Here is a 13,657-nt window from a genome sequence, read left to right as displayed (position 1 = left end):
CTTTTTTATTTGTGACACTCCTGTACTCTTAAAATGGATGATATGGTTTTCACTTTATGAGTCGCTTTTTTTATTGTAAAGGTAATGCTTTTTTGATTGATAAAAAATAGAAGAAGTATTAGTTTGACAAATGAGTGACCACTCATATATAATTATACATGAATAAACGTTCATGTTTAAAGTGAGGAGGTCAGAGCATGAAAAGCTATCGATTAGAAGGATTGGATTGCGCAAACTGTGCAATGAAAATCGAAAAAAGAATCAACGAAATCAATGGGGTAAAGCAAGCAAATGTTAACTTTGCTGTAGGTAAATTAACGATTGACGCAGATCAGGATAAGATAGGTGAAATCGAAACTGAAACTAGAAAAGTGATCAAGGAATTAGAACCAGAAGTTGAGGTAAAAGAGATGGAAGAAGTGACTTCGACATTAAATGAAGAAAAAAAGGATCTGATTCGTATTGTCCTATCAGCTATTGGCTTATTAGGCTTGTTTATTTGGGCTCCAGCTGAACCGATTCGTTTTATTGGATTTTTACTTGTCTATTTATTTATTGGTTTTGATGTTATTAAACAAGCTGCATTAAACATTACGAGAGGTCAATTGTTTGATGAAAATTTTTTGATGGCAATCGCAACGATCGGTGCGATGTTGATTGGTGAATATCCAGAGGCAGTAGCGGTCATGTTGTTTTATCAAGTAGGTGAATATTTCCAAGGCTTTGCAGTCAACCAATCAAGAAAATCGATACGTGCATTGATGGAGATTCGACCAGAAGTGGCTCATGTTGAAACAGAAGCTGGATTGGTGACAACCCAGCCAGAAAGAGTAATGATTGGGGAGCATGTTTTTGTCAAACCAGGAGAACGAGTACCATTAGATGGGAAAGTCATCAGTGGGCAGTCATTAGTTGACACTTCTGCATTAACGGGAGAATCGGTTCCAAAAGAAGTTTTTGAAGGAGAGTCAGTATTAAGTGGTTTTATCAATATCAATCAACCATTAGTTGTTGAAGTAGAAAAAAATTATCAAAACTCAACCATTAGTAAATTGCTCGAATTAGTAGAAAATGCAAGTAGTAAAAAGGCACCAGCAGAAAATTTCATCACTAAATTTGCTCGTTACTACACGCCAGTGGTAGTAGTATTAGCTGTTTTATTAGCCATTTTACCACCACTTGTGTTACCAAATACAGGATTTGATGAATGGATTTACCGAGCTTTGACGTTCTTAGTGATTTCGTGTCCTTGTGCTTTAGTAATTTCGGTACCTTTAAGCTTTTTTGGAGGGATTGGTGGAGCTAGTAAAATGGGTGTATTAGTGAAGGGTAGTAATTACCTTGAATTATTAGCTCATACAGACACCATGGTTTTTGACAAAACAGGAACTCTGACAAAAGGTGATTTTTCTGTTCAATCAATTGAAACTACTATGGTTGAACCTTTATTCATGCAATATGTTGCAAGTGTAGAACAATATTCGACACATCCGATTGCACAAGCAATTTTAGCTGATTATGAAGGGGCATTATTACCCACGGATCAAATGGAAGAAGTTTTAGGCGAAGGAATCAAGGCAGTTGTGGATGGGAAAGTAGTCTTAGTAGGAAATCATAAACTTTTCACTCGATACAATATAGCCTTTCCAGTCAATCAAGCAGTTGGTACCTTAGTATATGTGGCAATTGATCAACAGTATGTTGGAAGCATAGTGATTGCAGATTCCATCAAAGAAGATGCAAAAGCAGCTTTACAAAAACTAAAAAAACTTGGAGTTAAACAAACTGTGATGCTTACCGGGGACGCACAAGCAATTGCGACACATATTGGAAATGAATTAGGAATCGATACGGTCTATAGCGAGCTCTTACCGCAAGACAAAGTGGCTAAATTAGAGCAAATCCTCACGAACGCATCGCAAAAGACTGCGTTTGTTGGTGACGGAATCAATGATGCACCTGTGTTAGCTAGAGCTGATGTCGGAATAGCGATGGGAGGTCTTGGAAGTGATGCAGCAATCGAAGCGGCTGATGTAGTGATCATGAATGATGAACCTGGAAAAATCGCAGATGCTATTCGCTTATCAAGAAAAACGTTGAAAATCGTTAAACAAAATATTATCTTTGCAATCGGGATCAAAAGTGTTGTCTTAATTTTAGGCGCATTCGGGATCGCCACAATGGGAGATGCCGTATTTGCTGATGTAGGTGTCACTGTACTAGCAGTCTTAAACGCTATGAGATGTTTAAAACTCTAACGATCGACTGTTGATCTAAACACAAGCATCGTTAAAGTGAACTTTTCTTGCCTACGGAGTAGGATTATCAGAAAATAAGTGAAAATCTTTAACCAAACTATTTATATGCGTGTTTAAAATGAAGTTCTATAGGTGTATTTTGTTTGTTATTGATCAATAGAAAAGAAATTTTCCTTTATTCGTCAGCTTGATGACTGTTCGGATGAAAGGGGAATTTCTTTTTTTATGTAAAAGCGACGATTTTTGAATTGTACTACCTATTGTTGTTTTTTGATTAGAAAGTAAGCATATTAAAATAACTGTTTGATCTAATTTTTTGAAAATTCTTTTACATCCTTCAGTTTGAAAGGGATTAACTAATTTATATAAGGTGTTATCTTGTGTAAAATGATAAAAAGATGGAAAAATAGTGTGGGAAAATTAAAAATATACACACATAAAATAACGAACTATTGTAAATAGATAAGAATTTGTTTATGATTGTAAATAGATAAATATTTTATTTAAAAAAATTTAAAAGGAGAAAACAGATGAACGATAAACAACTACGTTGGTTTACCGTAGCACTCATTGCTTTCAACATGGTTTGGGGCATGGGGAATGTAGTAAACAACTATGCGCAACAAGGAATCTCAGTTGTTACTTCTTGGCTATTGATTCTTGCTATTTATTTTATCCCTTATGCCTTGATCGTAGGACAACTTGGTTCCGCATTTAAAGACAGTAAAGGTGGCGTCAGCTCTTGGGTCGAAAATACGACATCAAATAAACGGTTGGCATACTATGCTGCATGGACTTATTGGGTCGTCCACATTCCTTATCTTGCACAAAAACCTCAGGCAATTTTGATTGCTGCTGGATGGGCAGTTCAAGGAAATGGAAATATTGTTAACACAATGACTGTTCAAATGGTAGCAGTGATTTCCTTAGTAATTTTCTTAGCCTTCTTGTATCTTTCTACAAAAGGATTATCCACATTGAAGGTCATTGGTGGATTAGCAGGAACTGCGATGTTTGTCATGTCACTTTTATTTATTTTGATGGCAGTAACAGCTCCATTTATTACTACTGATATGGAATTTGCTACTACAGGAATGAATCAGGTCAAAACATACATCCCGACATTTGACTTTAGCTATTTTACGACCGTTTCGATGCTTGTATTTGCAGTAGGTGGGGCAGAAAAAATCTCTCCTTATGTCAATTCCACAAGAAATCCAGCCAAAGAATTTCCAAAAGGAATGATTTTCTTGGCTGCAATGGTTGGTGTTTGTGCGGTTTTAGGTTCTGTAGCGATGGGAATGTTATTTGCGAGTGACAATATTCCGAAAGACTTAATGGCAAATGGTGCTTACAGTGCTTTCCAAATCCTAGGCAACTATTATGGCATTGGTAATTCGTTGATGATCATCTATGCTTTGACAAATATGGTTGGTCAAATTTCCGCATTAGCCTTCTCAATCGATGCACCGCTGAAAATTTTATTAGCAGATGCAGATCCAGAATTTGTTCCTTCATGGTTACGTAAACGAAGCAATAAAGGAACACTCGTCAATGGCTATTTATTGACTGGGATTTTAGTTAGCATCATCATTTTACTACCCATTTTTGGAATCAAAGACATGAACGAATTAGTGAAATGGTTGACTAATCTAAATTCAGTAGTAATGCCTATGCGTTATTTATGGGTATTCTTAGCGTATATGATGTTGAATAAAGCTTACAAGAAATTTACTTCTGAGTATAAATTCGTGAAGAATCCAAAGGTTGGTTTTATTTTCGGTGCTTGGTGTTTTGCCTTTACCGCTTTTGCTTGTATTCTGGGAATGGTTCCCAAAGTCGAGTATGCGGCTGATCCTAAAGCTTGGTGGTTCCAGTTGATCTCAAATGTCGTTACACCAATTATTTTGATCATGTTGGGAATGATCTTACCAGCGATTGCCCGTCGTGATAAAAATAAAAATGTAAAAGAAACATTGATTGAAACATAATGAGTTGAGAGAGAAACGATCGTTTCTCTCTTTTTTTGTGCCTCATGTTATCATAAATAAAAAAAGAAAAAGTTTTGAGTGGAGGAGGAATAAGATGAAGATAGTAATTTTAGGACAAAGTGGCTCTGGAAAATCGACACTGGCAAGAACTATTCAAGAAACGGCAAAGATTCCTCTTTTACCCTTAGATTTTTTATGGCATGGTACAGATTATAGTGAAAAGGCACAAGTTTGGTTTCAACTAGAGCAAGAAAACTTTATGGCTAAACATGAGAACTGGATCATCGAAGGAAACTATCTTGCTACTGCTAGGAAGAGACTGCAAGAAGCAGATCAAATCATCTTATTACGAGTGCCAACGTATCTTGCAATGGCTCGTGTCATCAAACGAACTTTAAAAAGAAAGCGAGATCGTGCGACCAGACCTGACATGCCTAATGACTTTACTGAAAAGTTGGATAAAGAATACTTGGATTTTTTGTGTTTTGTTTGGCGTTTTAAGCGAAAGAATGAACCTCGAATCTTCCAACTGATTGATACATTGCAAGTAAAAAATAAGTTACTCATTTTAGATAATAAACGTGATCGACAAAAGTATATTAACCAGTTGAAAAAAAATAAGCCCATTGTTTGACAATTTACGATTACAGTTGTAATCTATTATCGAAGTTAAGTTTACAAATGTAATCGATGGAGGTGGAAAACCAATGGAAGAAAAGAGAGTATTAATTAAAATCAGTGATTCTGAATGGGAAGTCATGCGAGTTATCTGGACTTTAGGTCAAGCAAATGCCCAACAAATCACTCAGATATTAGCTGATTCGATGGATTGGAAAGTAGCAACTGTTAAAACCCTTCTAGGGCGTTTGGTGAAAAAAGAAGCGCTTTGGACTGAACAAGAGGGAAAGAAATTTATTTATCATCCAGCTGTTTCCGAGATGGAAACCGTTCGAAGTGCTACTGAAAATCTCTTTTCACATATTTGTGCAAAAAGAGTCGGTGCGACAATTGCTGATTTGGTTGAAGAAGCGACATTGACCCAAGAAGATATTCAGCAGATCATGAAACAACTCAATAAAAAAGAGCCAGTCGAAACGATTGAATGTAATTGTATACCTGGCCAATGTGAATGTAAGAAACAGTAATAAGGAGGAAACAAGAATGAAACAAGAATTTTCAGTTAAAGGGATGAGTTGCAACCATTGTGTGGCTCGGATTGAAGAAGCGGTCGGAAGAATCAGTGGTGTCAAAAAAGTAAAAGTTCAGCTGAAAAAAGAAAAAGCCGTTGTGAAATTTGATGAAGCAAATGTTCAAGCGACAGAGATTTGTCAAGCAATCAATGAATTAGGCTATCAAGCAGAGGTGATTTGATGGCAACGAATACCAAAATGGAAACATTTGTCATTACTGGAATGACATGTGCGAATTGTTCTGCTCGAATCGAAAAAGAACTAAATGAACAACCTGGTGTCATGTCTGCTACTGTCAATTTAGCCACTGAAAAGGCAAGTGTGAAATATACCGACACTACTACAGAAAGATTGATCAAAAGTGTCGAAAATATCGGCTATGGGGCAATTTTATATGACGAAGCGCATAAACAAAAAATTGCTGAGGAGAAACAAACCTATTTAAGAAAAATGAAGTTTGATCTTATCTTTAGTGCGATCTTGACTTTACCCTTGATGTTAGCAATGATTGCCATGATGCTTGGAAGTCATGGACCAATTGTGTCGTTCTTCCATCTGTCTCTTGTGCAGTTGCTCTTTGCTTTGCCTGTGCAATTTTATGTAGGTTGGCGCTTTTATAAAGGAGCCTATCATGCATTAAAAACTAAGGCACCGAATATGGATGTCTTAGTTGCGATTGGAACATCTGCAGCCTTCGCATTAAGCATTTATAATGGTTTTTTCCCTAGCCATTCCCATGATCTTTATTTTGAAAGTAGCAGTATGATCATTACCTTGATTTTACTTGGAAAGTATTTAGAACATACAGCAAAAAGTAAAACAGGCGATGCCATCAAACAGTTGATGTCCCTTCAGACAAAAACAGCACAAGTTTTAAGAGATGGCAAAGAAGAGACGATTGCAATTGAGGAGGTCATGATTGATGACATCTTAGTGATTCGTCCTGGTGAACAAGTACCTACAGATGGACGGATCATTGCTGGCGCTAGTGCATTGGATGAAAGCATGTTGACAGGAGAAAGTGTACCTGTTGAGAAAAAAGAAAAAGATATGGTTTTTGGTGGAACGATCAATACCAATGGATTGATCCAAATACAAGTTTCTCAGATAGGAAAAGATACGGTGTTGGCACAAATCATCCAAATGGTGGAAGATGCTCAAGGAAGTAAAGCACCGATCCAACAAATTGCTGACAAGATTTCAGGGATTTTCGTACCGATCGTTTTGTTTTTAGCATTGGTGACACTATTAGTTACAGGATGGCTCACGAAGGATTGGCAGTTAGCATTACTTCATAGTGTGTCCGTTTTGGTCATTGCTTGCCCCTGTGCGCTTGGTTTAGCAACACCAACTGCCATCATGGTAGGAACAGGAGTCGGTGCTCATAATGGGATATTGATCAAAGGTGGCGAAGCGTTAGAAGGAGCCGCTCATCTAAATAGTATTATTTTGGATAAAACTGGAACGATTACACAAGGCCGACCAGAAGTAACAGATGTCATCGGTCCCAAAGAGATCATTTCCCTTTTCTATTCCCTTGAACATGCTTCTGAACATCCTTTAGGAAAAGCTATTGTTGCTTATGGTACAAAAGTCGGTGCAAAAACTCAGCCAATCACTGATTTTGTTGCTCATCCTGGTGCAGGAATCAGTGGAACGATCAACGGTGTTCATTATTTTGCTGGGACTAGAAAGAGACTAGCTGAAATGAACCTTTCATTTGATGAATTTCAAGAACAGGCGTTAGAATTAGAACAGGCAGGGAAAACAGTGATGTTTTTAGCCAACGAAGAACAGGTTCTTGGAATGATTGCCGTTGCTGATCAAATCAAAGAAGATGCAAAACAAGCAATCGAGCAACTACAACAAAAAGGTGTAGATGTGTTTATGGTTACGGGAGATAATCAACGAGCCGCTCAAGCAATCGGCAAACAAGTAGGAATTGATTCCGACCATATCTTTGCAGAAGTTTTACCTGAAGAAAAAGCCAACTATGTAGAAAAACTACAGAAAGCTGGAAAGAAAGTTGGCATGGTCGGTGATGGAATCAATGATGCCCCAGCGCTAGCTTTAGCAGATGTTGGGATTGCAATGGGAAGTGGAACCGATATTGCGATGGAAACAGCCGATGTGACATTAATGAATAGTCATTTAACTTCTATCAATCAAATGATTTCTTTATCAGCTGCCACATTAAAAAAAATCAAACAAAATTTGTTTTGGGCATTCATTTATAATACGATCGGGATTCCTTTTGCTGCCTTTGGTTTTTTAAACCCAATCATTGCTGGTGGCGCAATGGCCTTTAGTTCAATCAGTGTATTATTGAATTCTTTAAGCTTAAATCGAAAAACGATCAAATAAATCGTTTCAGAGGAAAGGAAGGAAAAAGATGAATAATGGAATAGATCCTGAGAATGAAACAAATAAAAAGGGCGCTATTGGAAAGAATCCTGAGGAAAAAATAACTGTAGAACAAACGAATACCAAGAATAATTTACAGGAACATGGAAAAATGGAAATTATGGATCAACACCATACGCATGGACACATGGAACGGCACCAACAGATGGACCATGGACACATGAGCGGAATGGATCATAGCCATATGGATCATGAAGATATGAGTGGAATGAATCATAGCCACATGGGTCATGAAAATATGGGTGGAATGGATCATTCTATGCACATGGGGAACTTTAAGCAAAAATTTTGGCTTTCTCTGATTTTAGCGATTCCGATTATTCTTTTTTCACCGATGATGGGGATGTCTTTTCCTTTTCAAGTGACGTTTCCTGGTTCTAATTGGGTGGTGTTGATTCTTGCAACGGTTTTATTTATTTATGGCGGACAACCATTCTTAAGCGGAGCCAAAATGGAACTGAAACAAAAAAGTCCAGCAATGATGACACTGATTGCTATGGGGATTACCGTCGCATATGTTTATAGTGTGTATTCTTTTATAGCCAACCTCATCAACCCCCATACACATGTCATGGATTTTTTCTGGGAATTAGCAACGTTAATCGTAATCATGTTATTGGGACATTGGATCGAAATGAATGCAGTCTCTAATGCCAGCGATGCTTTACAAAAATTAGCAGAATTATTACCTGAATCGGTAAAACGATTGAAAAAAGACGGAACTGAAGAAACCGTCTCTTTAAAAGAAGTCCATGAAGGTGATCGTCTAATTGTTCGTGCTGGAGACAAGATGCCAACGGATGGGACGATCGACAAAGGACATACCATTGTTGATGAATCTGCTGTTACGGGTGAATCCAAAGGGGTTAAAAAGCAAGTGGGCGATTCGGTCATTGGTGGATCAATTAATGGCGACGGAACAATTGAAATTACTGTAACAGGTACTGGCGAAAATGGTTACCTTGCAAAAGTAATGGAGATGGTACGAAAAGCCCAAGGAGAAAAATCTAAATTAGAGTTTCTATCAGATAAAGTAGCAAAATGGTTATTTTATGTGGCTTTAGTAGTTGGGATCATCGCCTTTATTGCTTGGCTCTTCCTAGCAAATCTACCAGATGCACTAGAACGAATGGTCACCGTGTTCATCATTGCTTGTCCGCATGCACTGGGACTTGCGATTCCATTAGTCGTTGCTCGTTCGACTTCGATCGCAGCTAAAAATGGGTTGCTTTTGAAAAATCGGAATGCGATGGAACAAGCCAATGATCTAGATGTGATCATGTTAGATAAAACAGGCACGTTGACCCAAGGAAAATTTACTGTAACTGGTATTGAGATTTTAGATGAAGCTTATCAAGAAGAAGAAATCTTGAAATATATCGGTGCTTTAGAAGCACATGCAAATCATCCTTTAGCGATTGGGATAATGAATTATTTAAAAGAAAAAAAGATAACTCCTTATCAAGCACAGGAACAAAAAAATTTAGCAGGTGTTGGTTTAGAAGCAACTGTGGAAGACAAAGATGTTAAAATTATTAATGAAAAAGAAGCAAAACGTTTAGGACTAAAAATCGACCCTGAACGATTAAAAAACTATGAAGCTCAAGGAAACACTGTCAGCTTTTTAGTAGTTTCAGATAAATTAGTGGCTGTGATTGCTCTAGGAGATGTCATTAAACCAGAAGCAAAAGAGTTTATCCAAGCGATCAAAGAAAAAAATATTATCCCAGTCATGTTGACTGGGGATAACCCCAAAGCAGCCCAAGCAGTAGCGGAATATCTTGGAATCAATGAATATTACGGTGGTCTACTGCCAGATGACAAAGAGGCGATCGTTCAAAGATATCTTGATCAAGGAAAAAAAGTGATCATGGTTGGTGACGGCATCAATGATGCGCCAAGCTTAGCACGGGCAACGATAGGTATGGCAATCGGAGCAGGAACTGATATTGCGATTGATTCTGCAGATGTTGTCTTAACGAACAGTGACCCCAAAGATATCTTGCATTTCTTAGAATTAGCAAAAGAAACGAGAAGAAAAATGATCCAAAATCTTTGGTGGGGCGCTGGATATAATATTATTGCTATTCCTTTAGCAGCAGGAATCTTAGCACCGATCGGACTTATTTTAAGCCCAGCAGTGGGAGCAGTCTTGATGTCACTAAGTACAGTGGTCGTTGCGCTCAACGCCCTAACTTTAAAATAAGTTGTTAACGTTACTTGATTAACGAGTGAGTGTAAAAATAGAAAAAAGACAATCTTTAAGGACAAACACAAGCAAATTTATTCAAATGAAAACTGGCAAGCAGCTATTTTTCAGCGAATCAATTTTAGCAAAGGTCGCTAAAGATTGTCTTTTTTATTTATGTAGACAAAATGAAAAGAAAAAATGGCAGGAGAAAAGTTGAGAGAGGGATTCAAGAAATAATCAGTAACCATAGTTGTTCCCATTGTACGAAATTTTGCACAGTTCAATGTGTGACGGTAAGAAAAAAATAGCAGTAGTTAACTTTTTCGATCTGTTAAATTAGAATTTAATGAATTTCGTTTGAATTAAAGAAGAAAAAATGTTTTTTTTCGTAATTTATATATAGGGAGATGTATTAATCTATAGTTGATCGTACTCCTGAAACACACAGTAAAAAATAAGTGAGGGAACGCCAATGAAGTGGCAAAGATTATTGTCAAAAAATGTACAAAATCTATTTATATTGATCCATCAAATGAAAGATTTATCGTGGAAAAAAACGGATCTAGCAGAAAAACTATTAGTTGATGTAAAAACGATCGATCGATATTTAAAAAGATTAGAAGAAGGAGATTTTCCGATCCAACTGATTCAACATAAAAAAAGCGTAAAGCTGATTTATAATAAAGGCTACAGTGAGCCCTATTTGTTGTTTGATTTTCTGATCCACTCTTCGTCCTTTTGCTTATTGAAGGATTTGATTTTGAACACGGAGTATCAACAAGAGTATGATCGCTCCTCACAAGAGCGTCTAAGAAAATGGCTGGGTGAATATCATTTGTCTTTTTCTTATCGAAAACAACAACTTTATGGTTCTGAAAGAAAGATACGCTATCTTTTTTTCTGTTTTCTTAAAGATTTTCCCCTCTTTTTTATTGGGGATACAGAACAGTCTTTTTCCGAATTATTTATCCATTTGTTGGAGACACGTGCCCAAAATGCCGAAATCAAAATATTAGACGAACATCGCACGCTTTTTTTTGAACTTTTTCCAGAGTTATTATTCCGACACGAACAACGGTTATCTGTCCGCGAAAAAAATTACCGCTGTATCGTTCGTTTAAGTTGCAACATCATTATCGAAAAATACTGGAAAAAAATTGAAGAAACGAAAATCTACCGAAAATTAATGACCTTAACAGAGAAATTGGATTCGTTGTTTTGGTTGGCTAGTGAATTTGAAAGTACGAATAAAACAACGATTACGCGAGTTATCTATCAAGAGTGGCTCCGTTACTCAATTGGACTACACGAAAGAGTAGTCAAAGAGGAATTTCATGAGTATCAGGAAAGCTTGCGTTTGGTGCCGAATGTTAATGAAAAACTTTATCAATACCGGATGGCTTTACAACAAGCACTTACATATCCATCGTATGAATGGGGCCTACTTTTACTTAAAGTTTTGCAAGAAAGAGGATACCTGGAAATCTATCCACCAGAAGTAAAAATCGTCTTTTTTTTTCGTTACGATCATGAGGAAGCGCGCCGCCTAGCTTCTGTTCTGGATAAGACCTTGCGACATCGAAAACGGACCTCCATACATGTTTGTACTCGATCAATCCCTCCAAGTTATGCACAATTGATTATTACGGACCATTTTTTTCCATTAAATAATAGTAAACATCAAAAGACTTATTTCTACCAACCTTCTTTTGGGGTAGATCGTCTACTATCAGATATTGATTATTGGATTGATACGAAAAATTGATTTTTATCATATGAAAAGGGTGTGTTATAATAAAGAAGATGAGTAAAGGAGGATGTCTTTTGGATTTAAAGAAATTAGAAGTTCCTACATCTTCAATCACTGAAGTAAAACGATCACCGATGGATGTATTTGATCAGGCAAGAAAAGCTGAAACCGGTGTATATATATTTAATCGTGAAAAAGTTGCAGGAGTGATGTTGACACAAGAGCAATATGAAACACTGTTACAAGAATTAGCAGATTTACGTCAGAAGGCAAATGAAGAAGTACAGGCACCTATAGAAAGTAATGAACTACTTGGAGACTACACTGACCAAACAGCTGCTGTCGTTTCGACTTCTGATGGTCTAGATGAGTTGGTACAAACACTGAAACGTTATTTGATTACTGGTGTAACGATTTCTGCTAAAAATTTAGATGAACGAATGGTTACACTAGGTTTCATTACGAAAAAGACGGGCTTTGGAGGAGTGGTCGATATGTTAAACGAATTGACCGCAACTGGAAAGATCAATTATCAGTTACGTAGAAAACCAAACAGTCGTACAGTAATTGCCGAGATTATTGGTGAACAAGACAGTCAATCACAATTATTTGATAAAATTATTATAAAAAAAATCTATCTGCATGAACTTTAATGAATAGCGTAAATTTTTATTTTTTGCTTCTTTCGGTGCTATGATTTTTCAGACTTTTTTACAAGGATCAATGAGAAATCATAGCTGATTTTCTATAAAAATTGGGTGTTTACCGATCCTTTGCTAGTCATATTTTTTCGATTCACTGATTTAGCGAGTGAAAATTCTTGCCCAAAAAGCCCCAAGAATTTGAGGGATCAAATACAAAACTGAAAGCAGTAAAATCAGTTGGGTTGGTTTGAATGGCTGGTAAAAGAAATGCCAATCAGAGTAATAGTGACAAATCAAATAAGAAATGAATGTTGAACTAATATTAATAAAGAAGAGAAAGAGTAACTGTTGCTTTTTCTGGAAGCTAAAGCCAGCGTAAAAAGACAGAAAAATCAAAAAAATCAAGCCAAAAACAGAATGATACCGATAATCTAGTAGTAAAGAGAAGTACACATACGGAATGAAAAGTAAGAGCAAAATTAATTTTTTTCCATGATTTTTCATGGTGTGTTCCCCCAATCAGGTGAATCCGATTTCTTCTACTTTCATTCTAAAATCAACCAGCTAATAATCAAACACTTTTTTGAAATTTGTAGATTAAATGAATAAACTCTCATAGCCTTATCTCTAAAAAAAAAGATTTTCCCCCTAATTTTTTTAGAGAAAACGCTTATAGTAGGTGAAAGAAAAAATCGCGTAGGAGTAAAGTGATGAAAAAGAAAATAAAACTTGAACAATTGTATTTATTTTTTTGGTTTTTTCCAATTCTGCTGTTGCCGTTTACTTGGGTGAATGCCGTTGTTCAGGGAGCAGAAATTTTGGGGCTAATTCATGGTACTGGGATTGTAGTATCGAAAAATTTTCCAATTTTAACACTATTCTATTTTTTAGTGAGTATGAGCTTGATTTTGACAAATAAATTTATGAATAGTTATAATTGGCATTTGATTCATTTTTCTTGTATGTTGGTTTTTACTTCCTTTTTTTCTATTCTGCCACGAATCATTGTTGGACCGAATGGCTTAAGTGAAAGTGGATTGAAAGATACAGGGGAAACTTCGATGTACTTTTTGACCATTAAACCAAGTTTTTATCTAGCGATTCTTTCGTTTTTATTAGCAGTCATTTTTTATTCTATAGCAAAATTAAGAATAGAAGAAAAACTGTCCGGCGAAGTTAATAAATAGGTTCAATAAAGAGGAAACATTG

Annotated in this window: 11 protein-coding genes; 10 read left to right on the top strand and 1 reads right to left on the bottom strand. The window is 36.5% G+C overall.

Annotated features, from left to right (window positions below; genetic code table 11):
• Positions 1-197 precede the first annotated feature (197 nt).
• From IGL30_RS08690 to IGL30_RS08650, 9 genes are all read left to right on the top strand, one after another.
• Entirely contained in the window at positions 198-2,258 is a 2,061-nt protein-coding gene (locus IGL30_RS08690) for a heavy metal translocating P-type ATPase (protein ID WP_034700865.1), read from the top strand.
• Positions 2,259-2,788: 530 nt separating this feature from the next.
• A complete protein-coding gene (locus tag IGL30_RS08685) occupies positions 2,789-4,249 on the top strand; it encodes an APC family permease (RefSeq protein ID WP_010718493.1) in 1,461 nt (486 codons plus the stop codon).
• Between the two features lie 94 nt (positions 4,250-4,343).
• Entirely contained in the window at positions 4,344-4,883 is a 540-nt protein-coding gene (locus IGL30_RS08680) for a topology modulation protein (protein ID WP_088745559.1), read from the top strand.
• A 73-nt stretch (positions 4,884-4,956) separates the two neighbouring features.
• The gene (locus tag IGL30_RS08675) at positions 4,957-5,394 is read left to right on the top strand and encodes a CopY/TcrY family copper transport repressor (RefSeq protein ID WP_010718491.1); all 438 of its coding nucleotides are present in this window, start codon (positions 4,957-4,959) and stop codon (positions 5,392-5,394) included.
• Positions 5,395-5,410: 16 nt separating this feature from the next.
• The gene (copZ, locus tag IGL30_RS08670; RefSeq protein WP_010718490.1) at positions 5,411-5,620 is read left to right on the top strand and encodes a copper chaperone CopZ; all 210 of its coding nucleotides are present in this window, start codon (positions 5,411-5,413) and stop codon (positions 5,618-5,620) included.
• Positions 5,620-7,803, top strand: coding sequence for a copper-translocating P-type ATPase CopA (copA, locus tag IGL30_RS08665; protein ID WP_123874649.1), 2,184 nt, complete (start codon positions 5,620-5,622; stop codon positions 7,801-7,803). Before copZ ends, copA begins: the two co-directional genes overlap by 1 nt.
• 28 nt (positions 7,804-7,831) lie before the next feature.
• On the top strand, positions 7,832-10,069 hold the full coding sequence (copB, locus tag IGL30_RS08660) for a copper/silver-translocating P-type ATPase CopB (RefSeq protein ID WP_088745558.1): 2,238 nt from the start codon (positions 7,832-7,834) through the stop codon (positions 10,067-10,069).
• Positions 10,070-10,526: 457 nt separating this feature from the next.
• Positions 10,527-11,819 carry a helix-turn-helix domain-containing protein gene (locus IGL30_RS08655; protein ID WP_010737923.1) on the top strand — a complete coding sequence of 431 codons (1,293 nt, stop codon included), beginning with the start codon at positions 10,527-10,529 and terminating at the stop codon, positions 11,817-11,819.
• Positions 11,820-11,878: 59 nt separating this feature from the next.
• On the top strand, positions 11,879-12,457 hold the full coding sequence (locus tag IGL30_RS08650) for a prevent-host-death protein (RefSeq protein ID WP_088745557.1): 579 nt from the start codon (positions 11,879-11,881) through the stop codon (positions 12,455-12,457).
• Positions 12,458-12,607: 150 nt separating this feature from the next.
• Here IGL30_RS08650 and IGL30_RS08645 read toward each other — a convergent pair whose 3' ends face one another.
• Positions 12,608-12,952, bottom strand: coding sequence for a hypothetical protein (locus IGL30_RS08645; RefSeq protein WP_014834534.1), 345 nt, complete (start codon positions 12,950-12,952; stop codon positions 12,608-12,610).
• Between the two features lie 206 nt (positions 12,953-13,158).
• On the opposite strand from IGL30_RS08645, the gene IGL30_RS08640 reads away from it, so the two are divergent.
• The gene (locus IGL30_RS08640; protein ID WP_010718484.1) at positions 13,159-13,635 is read left to right on the top strand and encodes a hypothetical protein; all 477 of its coding nucleotides are present in this window, start codon (positions 13,159-13,161) and stop codon (positions 13,633-13,635) included.
• Positions 13,636-13,657: the final 22 nt, after the last annotated feature.

It is taken from the genome of Enterococcus sp. DIV1089c, assembly GCF_050530965.1.
Classification (GTDB): domain Bacteria; phylum Bacillota; class Bacilli; order Lactobacillales; family Enterococcaceae; genus Enterococcus_B; species Enterococcus_B hirae.
Note: the sequence above shows the minus strand (reverse complement) of the source record. Positions and strands in the feature narration are given on the sequence as shown.

Coding starts and splice junctions, on each gene's coding strand:
- IGL30_RS08675 (WP_010718491.1), top strand. CDS start 4,957: ATGGAAGAAAAGAGAGTATTAATTAAAATCAGTGATTCTGAATGGGAA.
- copB (WP_088745558.1), top strand. CDS start 7,832: ATGAATAATGGAATAGATCCTGAGAATGAAACAAATAAAAAGGGCGCT.
- IGL30_RS08680 (WP_088745559.1), top strand. CDS start 4,344: ATGAAGATAGTAATTTTAGGACAAAGTGGCTCTGGAAAATCGACACTG.
- IGL30_RS08640 (WP_010718484.1), top strand. CDS start 13,159: ATGAAAAAGAAAATAAAACTTGAACAATTGTATTTATTTTTTTGGTTT.
- IGL30_RS08685 (WP_010718493.1), top strand. CDS start 2,789: ATGAACGATAAACAACTACGTTGGTTTACCGTAGCACTCATTGCTTTC.
- copZ (WP_010718490.1), top strand. CDS start 5,411: ATGAAACAAGAATTTTCAGTTAAAGGGATGAGTTGCAACCATTGTGTG.
- IGL30_RS08645 (WP_014834534.1), bottom strand. CDS start 12,952: ATGAAAAATCATGGAAAAAAATTAATTTTGCTCTTACTTTTCATTCCG.
- IGL30_RS08690 (WP_034700865.1), top strand. CDS start 198: ATGAAAAGCTATCGATTAGAAGGATTGGATTGCGCAAACTGTGCAATG.
- copA (WP_123874649.1), top strand. CDS start 5,620: ATGGCAACGAATACCAAAATGGAAACATTTGTCATTACTGGAATGACA.
- IGL30_RS08655 (WP_010737923.1), top strand. CDS start 10,527: ATGAAGTGGCAAAGATTATTGTCAAAAAATGTACAAAATCTATTTATA.